Raw genomic sequence first — 16,025 nt, forward strand, 5'->3', positions numbered from 1 at the left:
GCCCTCGTTCGGGAGGCGCGGCGTCAGCCCGGGGTGCACACTCCGGTCCACCATGCCGTCCGACATCCGCGCGCTCGACAGCTCCGACGTCGACGCCCTCCAGGCGTTGCTCGAGGCGACCCCGGACCACTCCGAGCAGGTCACCGGCTACCCGCCGGGACCGTCGGATGCGCTGAGCGCCCTCATCGCAGTCCCTCCCGGGTACGACCCGGCGGGCAAACGGGGCGTCGGGCTCTGGGTCGACGGGGAGCTGACCGCGTTCGCCGACGTCCTGTTCGGCTACCTGGATCCCCGCACCGCCTACCTCGGCCTGCTCATCGTCCGGAGCGATCGCCGGAGGCGTGGACACGGCCGTACCCTCCACGATGCTCTGCTTTCGGACCCCCGAACTGCGGGTGTCTCCGTGGTGCGGGTCGGGGTCGTCGACAGCGTCGGGCGCGAGGCCGCTCCGTTCCTCCGCGCTCTGGGCTACAGGCTGACCGGCGAGCAGAAGCCGTACCGATACGACCACCTGACGAGCGTCACCCGCTTCTGGGAGCTCGCGGTGGGGTGAGTGCGAGCGCGTGGATCCAGGGGTGCCCTGGATGCGCCCGTTCCAGAGCGCTGCGCAGCCATGCCGCGGCGGCCTCGCTCAGGAGCGGCAGGCAGGCGTCGAAGTCCTGCTGGTCCTGCGGCCGGAGTCCAGGCGCCTTGTGGAGGAGCTGGACCTCTGGCCGGAGGTAGCTGATCCCGTCGCGCTCCCAGAGGAGCTCCGACACCGGCAGCGTGATGCTCCGGTCTCGCTTGTAGCCCCACTTCCCGGAGTCGATGTCCATCAGGAGGACGTCGTACTCCCACGGGTCCGACCCACTCGGACGGAGCCAGAGGTTGCCGCAGGTCTCGGACAGGGCGTCCGTCTCGTCGACCAACGGCCGCAGGGCTCCCTGATCGGCTGCCCAGACGTCCATCCGGCCCGCGAGGTGCGCGCGAAGCAGGGGCAGGTCGGAGCGGGCGATGCTCCGGTCGATGTCGCCGTGCGGTCGACTGCGACCCGTGAAGGTCTCGATCGCCCATCCGCCGGCGATCCACCAGATGCCGGGGAAACCCGCGAAGAGCGCTGCGACGTCCGCAGGAGTGCGCGGACGCCACGGGCCGTAGAGACGCACGAGTTCGTCGTGCTCGAGTCCGTCACCCACGTCCGACCTCCTCCCGGATGCGCCCGAGCCCGGCGCGACACTGCGAGAGGTACTCGTCGTACAGGTCCGGACGCTGGTCGCGGGCCCACCGCGTGACGTCGACGAGGTGCAGTGCCGTCATCGCGGCCAGCGTCCGTCGAGCAGCATCCGACCCGAGTCCGGCGCTGGCGACGAACGCGTCGTACTCCTGACGGGTGATGGACCCGTCGACGAAGGCCCACCGGAACACTCGTCGCGCGTCCGTCCACGGCGTCGGGCCGGTCTCGGCGGCACCCCAGTCGATGAGCACGGGCGGCGCGTCGGGACCGCGCGAGATGAGGTTCCGCGGGGCGAGGTCCCCGTGCGCGAGCCCGAACTGGACCTCCTCGCGGGTCAGCGGTTCGAGCAGTGATCGGACGTCCACGGCCGCTGCGTACGCGCCGTCTCGTCGGAGGGGGTCCTCCTCGACGAGTGCGGCGAGGTTGTAGTCCAGGTGCGCCGCCCAGGCCTGGCGTAGGTCAGGCCCAAACCGGGAGTACAGCGACACCGGCGCCCTGTCGAGCGGGATCGTGCCGACCGCCACCGCGTATCGACCGAGCCACGCCCACGGCTGCTCGATCGGACGCGGATCGGGCTCGACGTACTCCGAGATCGCGAACGGGATGCCGGCCTCGACGCCGTGCAGGACGGGTGCCGCAACCGGGATGCCGACCTGCGCCGCTTGCGCCGCAGCCCACGCCTCGACGGGGAACTCGTCCTCGCGGAGCGGATCGACGGGGAAACGCAGGACGATCGGAGACGCATCGACTCGTTCCACCCGGAGGGTGTGGTTGACCGAACCGCCCGCGAGCGGGGCCACGTGCTGCGTCGTGGCACCGACCGCCCCCAGGACCGCACCGAACCAGGGCTCGCCGACCGCTTCGTTGGACACGGACCCATCATGGCCCGGTGCTTGGGGGTGACGTCTGCCCGTGTCCGACGTAGGGTCGAGCGCAACGACAGGGGGAACACATGGGGAAGTGGACTGTGAGTGAGATCGTCATCGCGGCATGCGCAGGCATCTGCGTCGTCCTCGGGCTGATCGTCGCACCCATCGCATCCGGGTCCGTGTGGATCCCGCTCCTGATCGGCGCCGCGCTGATCGCGATGCTCGTCCGCATGCGTCGACAGCGAGCACGGCCCACCCGCTGAACAACCGTCTGGTCGCGCGGGGCACCCCGATGGTCACCCGCCCACGAGGTGGCAGGTTCGAATCCGTCGGTGACTGATCCGGTACCCGGAACCCGGGTTTCGGGAACCAGATCGGTCACGGCCCGTTCCGAACCCCCGGTCGCCGAGCGTCGCGTGCTCCGTTCCGGCATGCTGTGTCGATGACGCACGACGACGTGACACTCGGCTGGCGGACCCCCGTCGAGGACAGGGAGCTCGTGGAACTCACCGCCGCGCACGGTGGGACCCCCGAGGCCGGGTGGTGGGACCGCGTCCGACCGCACTCGCTCGGCTGGGTCGCTGCTCGAACGCCCGACGGAACGCTCGTGGGCTTCGTCAACGTCGCGTGGGACGGCGGCGACCACGCGTTCCTCATCGACACGAAGACCCACCCGTCGCACCAGCACCAGGGACTCGGCACCGCGGTCGTCCGGCACGCGGTGGCCGAGACGCGCGCTGCCGGGTGCGAGTGGCTCTTCGTCGACTACAGCGCCGACATGGCCCCGTTCTACGAGGACGCGTGCGGGTTCGCTCCGACCCGGGCGGGCCTCGTCCACCTCCGCTGACGGGGCGGGAGCGATGGCAGCGGTCGCGTGGTCAGACGGGGACGAGCGGCTGTTGCTCACCCGCCGGGAGCTCGACCCGGATGCGGTCTCCCGGTCGGACGGTCCCGCCGGTCACGACGACGCTCATGACGCCGCCCTTGCGTTCGACCGAACCGTCCTCCGCTCGGCCGAGCACCTCGCGGAGGAGACCCGGCTCGAAGTCGTTGATCTGCTGGCACGGGTTCCGCAGCCCGGTGACCCGGACGCACGCATCGTCGCCGAGGTGGAGCAGCGTGCCGGTCGGCAGCCCGAGCAGGTCGACCCCGCGGGTCGTGACGTTCTCGCCCATCTGCCCCGGCTCGACCGTGTACCCGGATCCAGCGACCTCGTCGAACAGCTCGGCGTGGATCAGGTGCACCGGACGCAGGTTCGGTTGCGACGGGTCCCGTGCCACCCGGGAGCGGTGCTGCACGGTCGTGCCGGCGTGCGCGTCGCCCTCGATGCCCCACCCCGCAACGAGCGTGACCTCGTCCACCACCGGCTTGCTGAACCGATGCTCTCCGTCGCGACTCACCGCGACCACCCTTGCTTCGTCCTCGAGTTCCCCGCTCATGGCTCGATCCTCTCGGACTGCACGTGATCGCGCGACCCCCAGGGTTGCACTGCGATCCGGTCACCTCGACGCACTCCGCTGGTAGGGGCATGGTGGATGCATGACCACCACTGCAGCGCTGCAGGAACGCATCCAGTCCGAGCTCACCCGGCTCCGTGAGCAGCACGGCGTCCCGGGCGCTTCCGTGGCGATCGCGGTGGGGTCCGACGTCGTCGAAGCGGCCTCCGGCGTGCTGAACACCCGCACCGGAACCCCGGTCACCCCTGCTTCGCTGTTCCAGATCCAGTCGATCACGAAGGTGTTCACCGCGACCCTCGTGCTGCAGCTCGTCGACGACGGGCTCGTCCAGCTCGACGAACCGGTCCGGACGTACCTGCCGGAGTTCCGCACGGCCGACGAGGCGGTCAGCGCCGGGATCACCGTCCGGCACCTCCTGACCCACACCGGCGGCTTCGAGGGCGACCTCTGGCAGCCCACGACCGACGGCCCGGACGCGCTCGACCGCTTCGTCCGCGACCTGGTGCGCCACGCTCCGCAGCACAGTGCGCCGGGGCAGCGGTGGGCCTACTGCAACGCCGGTTACGGCACGCTCGGGCGGCTGGTCGAGGTCACGCGGGGCACGACGTACGAGCAGGCACTCCGGCGGTTCCTGCTCGAGCCCCTCGGCATCGAGGACGTCGCCTTCTCAGCAAGCCAGGCCCTGGCGTACGGGACAGCGATCCCCCACGTCCACGGATCGGACACGGGCGAGCTCGGTCCGTCCCGCGAGTGGGTACTCATGCCGCCGTCGAACCCGGCCGCCGGCAACCAGCTCGCCATGTCCGCGCCGGGCCTCCTCGCCCTCGGACGGCTCTTCCTGGCCGGCGGGGTGGGCCCGACCGGGCAGCAGGTGCTCTCGGGGACGTCGACCGCGATGATGCTCCGACCCGAGGTACCGATCCGCGGCATCGGCCCGGTGCCGTCGTTCCAGTCGCTGGGCTGGGCCCTGCTCCGGCCGGGCATCGCCGAGCACGGTGGCGGCGCCCCCGGCGTGGCCACCCAGCTGGCCATCGCAGAGGACGGGTCGGTGGCCGCTGCCGTCGTCACGAACGCCGACGCTGGAGGGCAGCTCGCGCGCGAGTTGCTGGACCCGGTGTTCGCCGAGTTCGCCGACATCCGTCCGACCCCGCCTCCGCCCGCCCCGGGGCCGACACGCCTGGTCCCCGACGCGACGCCGTACCTCGGTCGCTACGCCACCCGGCAGACCGAGTCCGAGGTCACCCGCGATGCTGATGGGCGGCTCTGGCTCACCGAGGAACCGGTGCGCGAGGGCGCTGCCATGTACCGCGCTGCCGGGGCGACGACCACCGTCTCGAGGTACGAGCTCCGTCCGCTTCACGCCGACACACTCGGACTGGTCGCGGACGAACAGCTCGTCGGCGACGTCGAGTTCCTCGAGCCCGACGAGCACGGCAGGTTCCGGCTGCTCGCGAAGGCGCGGATCGCCGAGCGGCGGGCCTGAGCGCGGTCTGCCTGCCGGCCACGCTCCGACTGGCAGGCTGGGACCGTGCACACCACGCTCGACTCCGCGACCGACGTCGTCACCGGCATCCGCTTCCCCGAGGGCAACCGCTGGCACGACGGACGGCTGTGGTTCTCTGACATGCACACCGGCGAGGTCTTCTCGATCGACCCGGACTCTGACACGGATGCCGGACCACGGCTCGAGGCCACCGTCGACGGCCAGTCGTCGGGACTCGGGTGGCTCGCCGACGGGCGGCTGATCGTCAGCGCGATGGAGTCCCGCACGGTCGTGGCCGTCGAGCACGACGGGACCACGTCGGTGTTCGCCGACCTGTCAGCGGTCGAGTCGTCGCTCGTCAACGACCTGGTCGTCGACGAAGTCACCGGCCGGACCTACATCGGCGCGTTCGGCTACGACCTCTACGGCGGCGAGGAACTGCGCCCGGGGCCCCTGTACGTCATCGAGCAGGACGGCTCCGTCCGCCTGGCAGCCGATGGCTTCGTCTTCCCGAACAGCGCGAACGTCCTCCCTGGCACGCGGACGTTGGTCGTCAGCGAGACGTGGGCGCACCGCCTGACCGCGTTCGACATCGCACCCGACGGGTCACTGAGCGGCCGGCGCGAGTGGGCGGCGCTGCCCGATGGTGTGACCCCCGACGGCAGCACGGTCGACGCCGAGGGGGCGATCTGGGTCTGCTCGGTCGACACCGGTGAGTTCCTCCGCGTCCTCGAAGGCGGCGAGGTCACCGACCGCATCGATGCCCCGGGTCGGTGCGCGATCGACTGCGCCCTCGGCGGTCAGGACGGGCGGACGCTCTACCTCGCGACCGCGGACAGCTACGACCCGGCCACGACCGCGCGGACGCGGGCCGGGCGCATCAGCGCCGTCCGCGTCGCGGTGCCGGGCCAGGCAGCCGGCCACTGACGGTCCGGCCGGCGCTCCGGTGCCGGCCACGGACGGACGGGAGGCTCGTGGCGGGCCCGCACCGTGCCTCCCGTCCGGTGCGTGGTCGGGCCGGTCACCCGTCCAGGTGCGCGACGCGGCGGAGGAGCTCGAGGGCGAACGAGTCGCCGGAGTGGAGCCGCTGGTACAGGTAGGAGCTGGTCGCGCGTGCCTGCACGCAGGCGAGCGCGAGTCCGGCGTCGACGTCGGCGGCAGCCGCGAAGCGCCGGATCCGATCGCGGAACGCACGCTCCGGGTCGGCCGCGTCCAGCAGCGCCTCCCGCTTGCCCGCGGCGACGGTGAACGCGTCGTACGCAGCCGTGCCGCGCCAGCCCTTCGGGTCGATTACCAACCACGGCTGCCGCTCCGCGCCCAGCACGTTGCCGAAGTGCAGGTCGCCGTGCAGCATCGTGGGCGTCGACTCGGTCGCCAGTTCGCGGATGGTGCTCCTCGCACGCTCGACCACCGTCGTCGGCAGGGCGTCGGGAAGTGCGGCGACCTGCTGATCGAGCTCGGCCGCCCAACCCTCGGTCGTGTCGGCGAGCGCCGGCGTGCCCGCCGGTGCCGGGACCGCGAGCCGGCGAGCGAGGTCGCCCGCGATGTCGATCGCTTCCTCGGCCGTCGCGACACTGTCGAGCGACTGCGGCCCGGCCCGTTCCAGGAGCAGTGCGAAGACGTCCTCGTCGGCGTCGAGGAGCCGGACCGCGCCGTCGCCAGCGAAGCTGCGGAGCGCATGTGGCTCGCTGCGGTTGCCCGGGTGCGGGAACGAGACCTTCAGCGCTGCTGGCACATCGCCCTGACGAACCGGCAGGACGACGGCGACCTCGCCGTGGGTCGGGGCACCGTCGAGCTCGCAGCCCCACTCGTCGAGCAGCCGCGAGACGATGGCCGGCAGCTCGGCGAGCCAGGCGGTCCCGGCCGCTCCTTCGCGGCTCGTCGTCGCACGGGTCAGGCCGTCGGGGACGTCGATCATCCGGGACCCGCGATCCCGAGCTGTGCGAGAGCGGCATCCGCGCCGTGGACCGTGGCCCGCCAGTCCGGGCGTCGGAACCGCCGCCGATCGAGCCGGACGCGCACCTCGTCGACCGGCTCACCGGGGCGAGGTGCCACGCGCGTCACACCGTTCGGTTCGTAGCCGAGCGAGCGGGAGACCGCCAGTGACCGCTCGTTCCAGGACGCCGCGCTCGATTCCGCCCACTCCGCACCGAGCACGTCGAACGCGAAGAGCAGCAGGCCGGCACGCATCTCCGTTCCGAACCCCCGGCCGTGCGCGGACGCCGTCAGCCACGAGCCGGAGCCGACGGTCCGGCGATCGGCGAAACCGCGAGCGCTGAGGTCCTGCACGCCGACGAGTGCTCCGTCGACGTGGACCCCGAACGCGATCGACCAGTTCTCGGGCGACACCTGACGGAGACTCCACTGGTACATCGCGAGGTTCCGGGGGATCTCCTCGGGGGCAGCATCCGTCCACGGCACACCGAACGGCATGCGGTCCGCGTCGTGGATGCCCTGCAGTGCGGCGAGCGCCAGCGCGGGGAGGTCCTCGTCGCGGATCGGGCGGAGGGTGAGCCGCGGCGTCCTGATCTCGAGTGCGAACAGCGGCCAGACGTCGTCGATCCCCATACCGACGAAGGCTAACGTGGCCCCCGTCGGATCACGGGTCAGGTTCGGTCGAACTCCACGATCGCCGTCACGTGAGCGGTCGCCGTCACCATGCGCTGGTGCCACTCGCGGGGATCACCGTCACGCCGATCGACGTCCTGCCCGAAGTCGTCTCGCGCCCGGAACCGGATGGCGTCACCGTGGAACGCACCCACGGTCCCGCCTCGCGCGGCCACGAGCATCGGCCACGTGACGTCACTCGCGATCGAGGTCTCGCGGCTGTGCGTGACGATCGTCTGCGCGGTCGCACGGTTCATCAGGCGCATCGCGATCATCAGATCCCACCGGCCCTCGAGTCCGTTCGCCAGTCCGTAGACGTGGTTGACGAGTTCCTCGGTGCGTCGGAGTCGCTCCGGCGCCTCCGCCATCGCGGCTGCGGAACGCCCGACGACGAGGAGGTCTTGGTCGCGTTCGGCCAGGCAGCGCTCCACCTCGTCCCGCGCGGTGCTCAGCCAGCGCAGGACGTGGTCGAGGTCGGAGTAGAACACCCGGGCGAGGCCACTCCCGACGCCGAGCGCGAGGGCGTCCTGCCGCGCCGTGCCGGCACCGTGCTCGCCGAAGGACGTCGGCAGGTCGAGTGCCCGCAGCGCGTCGATGGTCGCCGGGTGGGTCTCTGCCGTCGCGTTCACTGCCAGGGCGCCGAACACCTCGGAGAGGCTGCGGCCCGCGTCCTCGATACCCGGGGCGAAGCGGCCCAGCGGGTCGTGGCAGGTCACGGCCAGCGCGACGTCGCTGGTGGTGCTCATCTCGACCGCCCGCCATCCGGGAACGGGACGTGCTCGCAGAATCCGACGGCCCTGCCATCGACGCCCGTGAGCGCTTCGATGACGAAGGCGTGCGTGACCACCAGCACCGCAGCGCCGTCCCGCGGGAGTCGCGCGAGCGCTGCTGTTGCGCGCTCACGGATCTGCTCGGCCCCTTCCCAGCGTGCACCGGCCTGCGGGACTCCGTGATGGTCGCGGAACTGCTGGGTCGCCCGCTGCCACCCGGCATGGGTCTCCGTTGGGGAGATGCCCGATTCCCACTCGCGGAGGTCGATGTCGACCGTCAGCGGGAGCCGTAACCGCAGCGCGATGATCGCCGCGGTCTGGAGCGTGCGGGTCATCGGTGAGCTCACGATCTCCGACAGTCCGAGGCGCTCGAGCACTGCGGCGGCTTCGTGCGCCTGCTGTCGGCCCGCTCGCGACAACGCCGCGGTGTCCCGAGACCGGAAGTCGAGACCGCGTGCCTCGATCGCCTCGTAGTCCGGCTGCGCGTGCCGGAGCAGATGGATTCGGGACACCGCTCCACATTAGGACGGCTCCCTCGACAAGCGTGTCGAGACGGGGCAGGCTCGGCTGCAGGCGAACGGGGGATGCAGTGAACCGGCTGGCGGCATGGACTGCGGTTGCGATCACCAGCACGCTGATCGTGGTCTTCTTCGCGATGTACCAGGTGAGCATCTGTGCGGATGCCGCGCCGGGGCACGGCGAGAGCGTGTGCACCTCCGGCCCCGCGATCGGCGTTCCCGGTCTCTGGGTGGTGTCGATCATCGGCGCGGTCGTGGTCGCCGTTGCCGTGTGGCAGATCGTCCGAGCGTGGCGGGCCCTGCCACGATGACGTGGTGAACAGCGTCGTGCGCCTCATCCGCTCCGCAGCCCTCAGCGACGCGGCGGAGTACGCGTACGCGGCCACGGCACCCAGCGGCACGCGCTTCGTGTTCCTCGCGGGTGCCTGCCCGCTCGAGGCGGACGGTTCGACGGCGGCGGTCGGGGACTACGCCGGGCAGGCGGCGAAGTGCGTCGAGACGATGCAGGAGGCGCTCCGAGCCGCCGGCGCGACCACCGAGGACGTCATCAGCACGCGGGTGCTCGTCGCGTCCGCCCGACAGGCCGACCTCGTCGCCGCATGGGAGGTCGTACGGGACGCGTTCGGAACCCACGACGTCCCGAGCACACTGCTCGGCGTCACCGTCCTCGGCTACGACGACCAACTCGTCGAGATCGAGGCAGTGGCAGCGGTTCGCGACGGCGAGCCCGCCGTCGGGTGACCCGCCTTCCCGCCGGCGTGACCGACCCGATCAGCGGGTCGCCAGGAAGTCCGTCAAGGACGCCCGCGTCGCGACGAGTTCGTCGATCCGCTGCGTCATCTCGTCGCGCATCCGCTCCACGGTGTCCATCACGGCTTCCCGGTCGACGGTGTCGTGCCGGCCGGTCACACACGGGGAGATCTGTCGGACGTCGTCCCGCGAGAAGCCGATCTCGAACATGGTGCGGATCGTCCTGGCGAGCTCGACCGCCGGTTCGGAGTAGTTCCGGTAGCCGTTCGCCGAGCGCTCCGCGGTGAGCAGCCCCAGTTCCTCGTAGTAGCGGAGGGATCGTGGGCTGACGCCGGAGCGGGCACTGAGTTCGCCGATGTTCATCCCGAGGCCTCCTGCCCGCTTGACCTTCACATGATGTCAGACATTACCGTGACGGTCGACGAGGGACACCGACCACGGCATCCCACCACGGAACGAGGAGCAGGACCATGCGGAAGACGATCGACGTCGGTGGACGTGCACGCACGATGACCATCGTCGGGGCCACGGCTGCCGACCGACCACGCGACCTGCTGCTGGTGCTGCACGGGTCGAGGCAGCAGGGCGAGTCCCACCGCGCCTTCACCGGGCGGATGTACGACGGATTCGCAGCCGACGGGGGTGCGGTCGTGGCGTACCTCGACGGACACCGTGGCAACTGGAACGACGCCAGGCGACAGAGCTCGTTCCCGGCCCGACTCGACGGCTTCGACGACGTGGGTTTCGTCCGGGCAGCGATCGCGTCGCTCGTGGACTCGCACGGCATCGACCCGACGCGCGTCTTCGTCGTCGGCTACTCGAACGGCGGCCAGATGGTCATGCGCCTCGTCCACGAGGTGCCGGAGCTCCTCGCAGGCGCGACCGTCATCGCCGCGACGATGCCGGCGGCGGAGGACTTCCTCGCCGCCGATGCCCTCGCTGTCCCGATGCCGATGCTGCTCGTCCACGGCACGTCTGATCCGATCGTCCCGTTCGGCGGCGGCCCGATGAAGCGCTGGGCCGAACGCGCCTTCAAGGTGGGCGGCACGGCGCTCTCGGCACCGGACACAGCTGCGTACTTCGCCCGGCGCAACGGCATCGCGGCAGCTCCGACGACCGCGCGTCGTGGCTCCGGGAAGGTCTGGACGGAACAGGTCGACCACGCCGAGCCCGGACGTGCGCCCGTGCGGTTCCTCGCCGTGCACGGTGCCGGGCACACCGTGCCGGGGCCGAAGCGCGCTCCGTTCGTCATCGGCCGGACGGAGCGCAGTTGGTCGATGGCCGACGAGATCGCGACCTTCTTCGGGGTCAGGACGCGCGCTGCGAGCGGGTCCCGCTGACCGACGTGGGGCTCACGACAGCTCCACCCGGTCGTGCGGCACGGCGGCGAACCGCTGACCGGGGTACCGCAGGCCCGCGAAGTACATGTTCGTGTGCGCGACGATCTGCTCGCCGGTGATGACGACGCCATCGTGCTCGGCGTCCGTCGTCGTGTGCGCATCGGACACCAGCGTGACGTCGAACCCGCGTGCCGCCGCTGCCTGCGTGGTCGTCCGGACGCAGTAGTCGCTCTGCGCCCCGGCGACGACGAGGTGCTGCACACCCAGCCCGTCGAGCACCTCGGCCAGGTCCGTACCGGCGAAGGAGTCCCGGAACTCCTTCCGCACGAGCGGCTCGTCGGCATCGCGCACGAGCGGTTCCGCCAGCGCCCAGCCGTCTGACCCCTCGGCGAAGTCGTCGTGGTCCTGCACCCAGACGACCGGCACCCCCTCGGCACGGGCACGATCGACGAGCCGAGCGACGCGGTCGAGCACGGCGTCGGCGTCGAAGCAGTCCACGACGACACCGCGCTGCAGGTCGATGACGAGCAGAGCGCTGGAGACGGTCACAGCGCAAGTGTCCCATTGCACGCCGGACTCTGGCATCGTCGAGCCGTGCGCCCGTCGACGATCCTCCTCGCCGCCATCACCGTCGTCTTCGGAGTCGCGACGGTCGTCCTCGCGGTCCTGATCGGTCCCGACGAGGGACAGGCCCTGTCCACCGAGCTCCGTCTCGGCATCCTCGTCACCGTCGCGTTCGGCGTCGCCTGCGTCACCACCGAGGTCAACCACCGCCGGCGGGCACGCCTCCGGCACAAGACCGACGCCCATCCCGGCACCGCGTTCGTCACCGCGCACGCGACGGATTCGACGGCCGCCGACCTCGCGGCCTGGAACCCCAGCCTGCGCATCTGGTTCCCGTGCGACCTCGGCTTCGACCGGACGGGGATCAGGAGCTGGTCGACGCGCGACGACGGGGCGGGGATGCCGATCGCCCTCCGCTCGGAGGTGCTCGGCTTCGACGTGTTCAGCGAGCCCACGCCGCGCGGTGTCGCGTACCGATGGGGGATCGTGGTCCGCCTCGCACCGAGGAGGTCGGGCCCCGGAGCGGTCCACCTGTGGGTGGCCGACGACCAGCCAGCGCAGGACGAGTACGCGATGCGCCGGACGATCAGTCGGATCGAGTCCGCACTCGGCACCGGTCGCTGACCGGCACCGTCCGGTGGCGGTGAGCGGTCACCGGACGGGAGGCTCGTGGCGGCCTGGCACCGAGCCTCCAGTCCGGTACGGAAGCCCCGGATCCGGTGTGAGGGATCAGCTGCCCGCGGCCCCGGAGCGGTTCAGCCGGTCTGCGGCACGGCCGAGCAGCCAGTTCACCGCCCAGCCGACGAAGCCGATCACCGGCAGGAACAGGACGGCCACGGTCCAGGCGACCTTGACGACGTCCGAGCGGCGCGGATCACGCCACACCTGGACCAGCGCGACCACGTCCAGCGCCAGGATCAGCGCGGTCACCAGCAGGTGCAGCCCACTCATGTTCTCGAGCACGTCGTCCTCCATCCGTCCTCCAACAGGTCGACGGCAACGTTACGAAGGCGTCGACGGCATCGCGTCCCTCGCGCGAACGACATCGTGTCCGGCCGGCGCACCGACTCGCGGCCGCGGAACCGTCCGGCGGCCAGCGACGCGACGACTCTGGTTTGATGCACGGATGAGCGGGAGCCAGCACGACGTCACCCTCCGGATCGGACCGGACGAACTACGCATCCGTGGGCTCTACGAGACGATCAGCATCGTCAACGACGTCATGGTCGCCCTCTGGTTCGTGGTCGGGAGCATCCTGTTCTTCTCGGAGTCCACCACGATCGCAGGGACGTGGCTCTTCTTGATCGGCAGCGTCCAGCTGCTCATCCGCCCCGTCATCCGACTCGCGCGCCGCGTCCACCTCGGCCGCATCGCTCCCGGTTCACCCGCGTCGTCCGCCCGAGACTTCTGACCGCGCGGGACTGTTCCGATCCGACAACGGTCTCCCGTACGGACGTCGGAACCGAGTCCTCCGGGTGATCGCGGCTGCCCTGGAGACGGCAGCCGCGACCCATCGGATTCACTCCCCACCACGAGTCTGCGTCGGCCGGTCGGCCAGCGACATCCACCGGGAGGACGAATTCCGAGCCGGGGTCAGAGACCAACGCTGCCCTGCGAGATCCCGCCGTCGATCGTCACGGTCGTGCTCGTCATGTACGCGGCCTTCCCGGACGCCAGGAAGACGACGACCTCGGCGATCTCGTGCGGCTTCGCCGGCCGTCCGAGCGGGATGGCCGCGTCGAGCTGCTTGAGCTTGTCGGGATCGGACGTCGTCGCCGTGTTGATCGGGGTGTCCACCGCGCCGGGGGCGATGTTCACGATCCGGACACCGTGCGGGCCGAGCTCGACGCCACCGCTCCGCGCGAGCATGCGCATCCCGCCCTTCGACACGCAATACGCGAGGTTGCCCGGCATCGGCCAGTCCTCGTGCACGCTGGAGATGTTCAGGACCAGACCGCCGGAGCCCTGCGCGATGAACTGCTTGGCGGCCGCCTGCGTCCCGAAGAACGCGCTCTTCATGTTGACGGCCATCACCTTGTCGTACCCCTCCTCGGTCTCCTCGAGCAGGGACTTCCGGTCCTCGATGCCCGCGTTGTTGACCAGGACGTCGAGGGACCCGAACGAGTCGACGGCCTTCTGCACCATGCGGTGCAGATCGGCCGAGGTCGTGATGTCCGCGTCGACCCCGACCGCCTGACCGCCGGCCTGCTCGATCCGGTCGATCAGCGAGTCCGTCTCGTCCGGATGCGCGACGTAGTCGATGACGATGTTTGCGCCTTCGGCAGCGGCGGCGAGGCAGATCTGCTCGCCGATCCCGCTGTTCCCGCCGGTGACGACGATGGTCTTGCCCTCGAGCAGCATGCGGACTCCTTGTGTGGGGGATGGTGCATCCCACGGTGCTCCGCCGCGGCTGGGGTCGCCCGCACGATCCGCTGAAGCATCGCGCAGGCGGGGCGCTGCGGTGACCGGGTGACGGCCCGGTTCAGAGTTCGCGCCGCCGGTACACGCGCACGGCGACCGCGGCAGACCCGACGAACAGCGCGCCCACCGCCACGAGCACGAGCGCCGCGAGCCACGGTGCCGGTGTGAGGACGTCCGCGGGGCCGATCCCTTCGAACCACCCGGTCTGCCCGACGATGAACCCGACGACCGCGATGATGCCGACCGGGATGTAGATCATCGGCCGCCCGCGGGTGAACCCCAGCGCGAAGAACCACGGCAGTTGAACGGCGAACGAGACCCCGACGCAGGCGGCAGCTCCGAGGAGCATCGTCGCGACGAGCGGCCACCCGATGTCCTGGTGGCGGACCGCCCCCATCACGAGCGTCGTCGCCGTCCCGATGCCCACCGCGACGACCGCGAACACCAGCATCGACAGGTAGCGACCGAGCACGACGGCGGTGCGGCCGATCGGTGCGATGCCGTAGAGGGTGTCGAGCCGGCCACGCTCGTCGCCCTGGAAGGGGATCGACGCCGAGACCGCCGCGACGACGGCCCCCACGGCGATGCCCATGCCCGGGACCGGCAGGGTGACGCAGCACACGACGGTGAAGAGCAACGGCAGCAGCACGCGCAGGGGCTGCGTGCGAGCCATCGCGACGAGGTCGAACCGAGCGAAGCGGATGACGGCGGCACTCATGCGGTGATCTCCTTCCTGGTGGAACGGGTGTCCCCGGCGAGGTGCACGACCACGTCGTCGGTGGTGGCCTGGTCGATGACGACGTCTGGCCCGAACCAGGCCGTGTCGTCGGAGCGGATGAGTCCCTCCCACCGACCGGTGGTGTCGTGCCGCACGCCGATCGTCGACGGTCGTGCCACCTCGGGGAACGGACCGGCACCGCGTACGACGGCGAAGCGATCGTGCAGTTCGTCGACGGCACCCTCGTACGCGACCGTCCCACCGGCGAGCACCACGAGGTGGTCGGCGAGGTCGTCGAGCTCCTCGGTGATGTGCGTCGAGAACAGCACCGTGTGGCCGGGGTCGAGGACGAACTCCCGGATCGTGTCGGCGAGTTCGCGCCGTGCCACGGGGTCGAGGCCGCTCGACGGCTCGTCGAGCACGAGCAGCTCGGGGTCGTGGGCGAGCGCCATCGCGAGCGAGAGCTTCACCGTCTGCCCGCGTGACAGTCCGCCGACGCGGTTCTCGGCGGGGACGTCGTACCGGTCGAGCAGGTCGCGGAAGCTGCGGTCGTCCCACCGCTCGTAGAGGAGCCCGGCATAGCGGCCGACAGCGCCCACCTTCCATTCCGGGGCCGCGCTCACCTGGTCGAGCACGACGCCGATCCGCTCGCGGACCGCGGTGTCCTGCGGGCCGCCTGTGCCGAAGAGCTCGACGGAGCCGGAGTCCGTGCCGACCAGGCCGAGGATGCTCTTGACGAGGGTCGTCTTCCCGGCGCCGTTCGGCCCGACCAGCCCGGTCACGAGCCCGGTCGGGACCGTGACGTCGACGTCGTGCAGGGCGAACGTCCCCTGTCGCCTGTGGAGGGAACGGACCGCGATCGCGGTGTCGGTCAGTGTCGGTTCCATGCGTCTTCGACCTTCCGTCGGATGTCGTCGATGGTCATGCGTGCTGCGCGGGCCGCCTGGACGAGCTCGTCGGTCGCGCCGTCGACCCGTGCGGCGAGGGCGGACCCCGCGGCCCCGGCGTCCACGGCCCGGACCACGAACCCGCGGCCGTGCTCGTTCCGGACGAGCCCCTCGGCCACGAGATCGTTGTAGGCGCGCGTCACGGTGATGACGCTGACCCGCAGTTCGAGGGCGAGCTGGCGGAGCGACGGCAGGAGCGCACCCTCGGCGAGCTCCCCGGCGTGCACCGCGTTGCGGACCTGGGTCTTGATCTGTTCGTACATCGGCACCGAACTGGTGCTCGAGAGGATGATCCGCAAGCCGTGCTCCAACTGTTTATGTACAGCAGAACAGTACGGAACCGACAACAGCCAGTCAAGAGGAGCACG

General features: G+C 70.9%; 24 protein-coding genes. 10 read left to right on the forward strand and 14 right to left on the reverse strand.

Annotation, left to right across the window (positions count from 1 at the left end; all coding sequences use genetic code 11):
- Window positions 1-52 precede the first annotated feature (52 nt).
- Window positions 53-553, forward strand: coding sequence for a GNAT family N-acetyltransferase (locus AAEP80_RS02580; protein ID WP_420365841.1), 501 nt, complete (start codon window positions 53-55; stop codon window positions 551-553).
- On the opposite strand, the gene AAEP80_RS02585 is transcribed toward AAEP80_RS02580, so the two are convergent.
- Together AAEP80_RS02585 and AAEP80_RS02590 are read right to left on the reverse strand one after the other, a co-directional pair.
- Complete coding sequence (locus AAEP80_RS02585; RefSeq protein WP_420365842.1) at window positions 522-1,175, reverse strand: hypothetical protein; 654 nt, start codon at window positions 1,173-1,175, stop codon at window positions 522-524. The genes AAEP80_RS02580 and AAEP80_RS02585 overlap by 32 nt on opposite strands.
- Entirely contained in the window at window positions 1,168-2,085 is a 918-nt protein-coding gene (locus tag AAEP80_RS02590; protein ID WP_420365843.1) for a phosphotransferase, read from the reverse strand. The genes AAEP80_RS02585 and AAEP80_RS02590 overlap by 8 nt, the downstream gene beginning before the upstream one ends.
- 80 nt (window positions 2,086-2,165) lie before the next feature.
- Here AAEP80_RS02590 and AAEP80_RS02595 point away from each other — a divergent pair, with 80 nt between their 5' ends.
- Window positions 2,166-2,345: a hypothetical protein gene (locus tag AAEP80_RS02595; protein WP_413600526.1), complete on the forward strand. Its 180-nt coding sequence runs from the start codon at window positions 2,166-2,168 to the stop codon at window positions 2,343-2,345.
- Window positions 2,346-2,524: 179 nt separating this feature from the next.
- Window positions 2,525-2,929 (forward strand): GNAT family N-acetyltransferase, encoded by a 405-nt coding sequence (locus AAEP80_RS02600; protein WP_420365844.1) that lies wholly within the window; start codon window positions 2,525-2,527, stop codon window positions 2,927-2,929.
- A 31-nt stretch (window positions 2,930-2,960) separates the two neighbouring features.
- Here the strand turns inward: AAEP80_RS02600 and AAEP80_RS02605 are convergent, their stop codons facing one another.
- Window positions 2,961-3,521 carry an MOSC domain-containing protein gene (locus AAEP80_RS02605; RefSeq protein ID WP_420365845.1) on the reverse strand — a complete coding sequence of 187 codons (561 nt, stop codon included), beginning with the start codon at window positions 3,519-3,521 and terminating at the stop codon, window positions 2,961-2,963.
- 100 nt (window positions 3,522-3,621) lie between these two features.
- Here AAEP80_RS02605 and AAEP80_RS02610 point away from each other — a divergent pair, with 100 nt between their 5' ends.
- Both AAEP80_RS02610 and AAEP80_RS02615 read left to right on the forward strand, forming a co-directional pair.
- Window positions 3,622-5,022: a serine hydrolase domain-containing protein gene (locus AAEP80_RS02610; protein WP_420365846.1), complete on the forward strand. Its 1,401-nt coding sequence runs from the start codon at window positions 3,622-3,624 to the stop codon at window positions 5,020-5,022.
- A gap of 45 nt (window positions 5,023-5,067) precedes the next feature.
- The gene (locus AAEP80_RS02615; protein WP_420365847.1) at window positions 5,068-5,949 is read left to right on the forward strand and encodes an SMP-30/gluconolactonase/LRE family protein; all 882 of its coding nucleotides are present in this window, start codon (window positions 5,068-5,070) and stop codon (window positions 5,947-5,949) included.
- A gap of 94 nt (window positions 5,950-6,043) precedes the next feature.
- Here AAEP80_RS02615 and AAEP80_RS02620 read toward each other — a convergent pair whose 3' ends face one another.
- The 4 genes from AAEP80_RS02620 to AAEP80_RS02635 are packed head-to-tail and all read right to left on the reverse strand — an operon-like array spanning window position 6,044 to window position 8,911.
- On the reverse strand, window positions 6,044-6,940 hold the full coding sequence (locus tag AAEP80_RS02620) for an aminoglycoside phosphotransferase family protein (RefSeq protein WP_420365848.1): 897 nt from the start codon (window positions 6,938-6,940) through the stop codon (window positions 6,044-6,046).
- Window positions 6,937-7,590, reverse strand: coding sequence for a GNAT family N-acetyltransferase (locus tag AAEP80_RS02625; RefSeq protein WP_420365849.1), 654 nt, complete (start codon window positions 7,588-7,590; stop codon window positions 6,937-6,939). The genes AAEP80_RS02620 and AAEP80_RS02625 overlap by 4 nt, the downstream gene beginning before the upstream one ends.
- A gap of 38 nt (window positions 7,591-7,628) precedes the next feature.
- Window positions 7,629-8,375 carry a hypothetical protein gene (locus AAEP80_RS02630; RefSeq protein ID WP_420365850.1) on the reverse strand — a complete coding sequence of 249 codons (747 nt, stop codon included), beginning with the start codon at window positions 8,373-8,375 and terminating at the stop codon, window positions 7,629-7,631.
- Window positions 8,372-8,911, reverse strand: a complete 540-nt coding sequence (locus AAEP80_RS02635) for a histidine phosphatase family protein (protein ID WP_420365851.1) — start codon at window positions 8,909-8,911, stop codon at window positions 8,372-8,374. The genes AAEP80_RS02630 and AAEP80_RS02635 overlap by 4 nt, the downstream gene beginning before the upstream one ends.
- A gap of 77 nt (window positions 8,912-8,988) precedes the next feature.
- Between AAEP80_RS02635 and AAEP80_RS02640 the strand changes: the two genes are divergently transcribed.
- Window positions 8,989-9,228 (forward strand): hypothetical protein, encoded by a 240-nt coding sequence (locus tag AAEP80_RS02640; protein ID WP_420365852.1) that lies wholly within the window; start codon window positions 8,989-8,991, stop codon window positions 9,226-9,228.
- Window positions 9,229-9,232: 4 nt separating this feature from the next.
- Window positions 9,233-9,658, forward strand: coding sequence for a RidA family protein (locus AAEP80_RS02645; protein WP_420365853.1), 426 nt, complete (start codon window positions 9,233-9,235; stop codon window positions 9,656-9,658).
- A 30-nt stretch (window positions 9,659-9,688) separates the two neighbouring features.
- On the opposite strand, the gene AAEP80_RS02650 is transcribed toward AAEP80_RS02645, so the two are convergent.
- Window positions 9,689-10,030, reverse strand: coding sequence for a MerR family transcriptional regulator (locus AAEP80_RS02650; RefSeq protein ID WP_281266238.1), 342 nt, complete (start codon window positions 10,028-10,030; stop codon window positions 9,689-9,691).
- Between the two features lie 107 nt (window positions 10,031-10,137).
- Here AAEP80_RS02650 and AAEP80_RS02655 point away from each other — a divergent pair, with 107 nt between their 5' ends.
- On the forward strand, window positions 10,138-11,007 hold the full coding sequence (locus AAEP80_RS02655; RefSeq protein ID WP_420365854.1) for an alpha/beta hydrolase family esterase: 870 nt from the start codon (window positions 10,138-10,140) through the stop codon (window positions 11,005-11,007).
- Window positions 11,008-11,019: 12 nt separating this feature from the next.
- Here AAEP80_RS02655 and AAEP80_RS02660 read toward each other — a convergent pair whose 3' ends face one another.
- A complete protein-coding gene (locus tag AAEP80_RS02660) occupies window positions 11,020-11,556 on the reverse strand; it encodes a cysteine hydrolase family protein (protein WP_420365855.1) in 537 nt (178 codons plus the stop codon).
- Window positions 11,557-11,601: 45 nt separating this feature from the next.
- On the opposite strand from AAEP80_RS02660, the gene AAEP80_RS02665 reads away from it, so the two are divergent.
- Complete coding sequence (locus AAEP80_RS02665) at window positions 11,602-12,195, forward strand: hypothetical protein (protein WP_420365856.1); 594 nt, start codon at window positions 11,602-11,604, stop codon at window positions 12,193-12,195.
- Between the two features lie 105 nt (window positions 12,196-12,300).
- On the opposite strand, the gene AAEP80_RS02670 is transcribed toward AAEP80_RS02665, so the two are convergent.
- Window positions 12,301-12,546, reverse strand: coding sequence for a PLD nuclease N-terminal domain-containing protein (locus AAEP80_RS02670; protein ID WP_420365857.1), 246 nt, complete (start codon window positions 12,544-12,546; stop codon window positions 12,301-12,303).
- Window positions 12,547-12,697: 151 nt separating this feature from the next.
- On the opposite strand from AAEP80_RS02670, the gene AAEP80_RS02675 reads away from it, so the two are divergent.
- Complete coding sequence (locus AAEP80_RS02675) at window positions 12,698-12,982, forward strand: YrhK family protein (protein ID WP_413600510.1); 285 nt, start codon at window positions 12,698-12,700, stop codon at window positions 12,980-12,982.
- A gap of 182 nt (window positions 12,983-13,164) precedes the next feature.
- On the opposite strand, the gene AAEP80_RS02680 is transcribed toward AAEP80_RS02675, so the two are convergent.
- The 4 genes from AAEP80_RS02680 to AAEP80_RS02695 form a co-directional block, all read right to left on the reverse strand.
- Window positions 13,165-13,932 carry an SDR family NAD(P)-dependent oxidoreductase gene (locus AAEP80_RS02680; RefSeq protein WP_420365858.1) on the reverse strand — a complete coding sequence of 256 codons (768 nt, stop codon included), beginning with the start codon at window positions 13,930-13,932 and terminating at the stop codon, window positions 13,165-13,167.
- A gap of 121 nt (window positions 13,933-14,053) precedes the next feature.
- The gene (locus AAEP80_RS02685) at window positions 14,054-14,710 is read right to left on the reverse strand and encodes an ABC-2 transporter permease (protein ID WP_420365859.1); all 657 of its coding nucleotides are present in this window, start codon (window positions 14,708-14,710) and stop codon (window positions 14,054-14,056) included.
- Window positions 14,707-15,597, reverse strand: coding sequence for an ABC transporter ATP-binding protein (locus AAEP80_RS02690; protein ID WP_420365860.1), 891 nt, complete (start codon window positions 15,595-15,597; stop codon window positions 14,707-14,709). Before AAEP80_RS02690 ends, AAEP80_RS02685 begins: the two co-directional genes overlap by 4 nt.
- Window positions 15,582-15,956, reverse strand: a complete 375-nt coding sequence (locus tag AAEP80_RS02695; protein ID WP_281266246.1) for a GntR family transcriptional regulator — start codon at window positions 15,954-15,956, stop codon at window positions 15,582-15,584. Before AAEP80_RS02695 ends, AAEP80_RS02690 begins: the two co-directional genes overlap by 16 nt.
- Window positions 15,957-16,025: the final 69 nt, after the last annotated feature.

Source organism: Curtobacterium sp. L3-7 (assembly GCF_048756585.1).
Lineage (GTDB): Bacteria > Actinomycetota > Actinomycetes > Actinomycetales > Microbacteriaceae > Curtobacterium.

What these genes read in the sequence shown, in the direction of transcription:
- AAEP80_RS02580 (WP_420365841.1), top strand. Translation starts at nt 53, where the DNA reads ATGCCGTCCGACATCCGCGCGCTCGACAGCTCCGACGTCGACGCCCTC.
- AAEP80_RS02595 (WP_413600526.1), top strand. Translation starts at nt 2,166, where the DNA reads ATGGGGAAGTGGACTGTGAGTGAGATCGTCATCGCGGCATGCGCAGGC.
- AAEP80_RS02600 (WP_420365844.1), top strand. Translation starts at nt 2,525, where the DNA reads ATGACGCACGACGACGTGACACTCGGCTGGCGGACCCCCGTCGAGGAC.
- AAEP80_RS02605 (WP_420365845.1), bottom strand. Translation starts at nt 3,521, where the DNA reads ATGAGCGGGGAACTCGAGGACGAAGCAAGGGTGGTCGCGGTGAGTCGC.
- AAEP80_RS02610 (WP_420365846.1), top strand. Translation starts at nt 3,622, where the DNA reads ATGACCACCACTGCAGCGCTGCAGGAACGCATCCAGTCCGAGCTCACC.
- AAEP80_RS02620 (WP_420365848.1), bottom strand. Translation starts at nt 6,940, where the DNA reads ATGATCGACGTCCCCGACGGCCTGACCCGTGCGACGACGAGCCGCGAA.
- AAEP80_RS02625 (WP_420365849.1), bottom strand. Translation starts at nt 7,590, where the DNA reads ATGGGGATCGACGACGTCTGGCCGCTGTTCGCACTCGAGATCAGGACG.
- AAEP80_RS02630 (WP_420365850.1), bottom strand. Translation starts at nt 8,375, where the DNA reads ATGAGCACCACCAGCGACGTCGCGCTGGCCGTGACCTGCCACGACCCG.
- AAEP80_RS02650 (WP_281266238.1), bottom strand. Translation starts at nt 10,030, where the DNA reads ATGAACATCGGCGAACTCAGTGCCCGCTCCGGCGTCAGCCCACGATCC.
- AAEP80_RS02655 (WP_420365854.1), top strand. Translation starts at nt 10,138, where the DNA reads ATGCGGAAGACGATCGACGTCGGTGGACGTGCACGCACGATGACCATC.
- AAEP80_RS02670 (WP_420365857.1), bottom strand. Translation starts at nt 12,546, where the DNA reads ATGGAGGACGACGTGCTCGAGAACATGAGTGGGCTGCACCTGCTGGTG.
- AAEP80_RS02675 (WP_413600510.1), top strand. Translation starts at nt 12,698, where the DNA reads ATGAGCGGGAGCCAGCACGACGTCACCCTCCGGATCGGACCGGACGAA.
- AAEP80_RS02680 (WP_420365858.1), bottom strand. Translation starts at nt 13,932, where the DNA reads ATGCTGCTCGAGGGCAAGACCATCGTCGTCACCGGCGGGAACAGCGGG.
- AAEP80_RS02685 (WP_420365859.1), bottom strand. Translation starts at nt 14,710, where the DNA reads ATGAGTGCCGCCGTCATCCGCTTCGCTCGGTTCGACCTCGTCGCGATG.
- AAEP80_RS02690 (WP_420365860.1), bottom strand. Translation starts at nt 15,597, where the DNA reads ATGGAACCGACACTGACCGACACCGCGATCGCGGTCCGTTCCCTCCAC.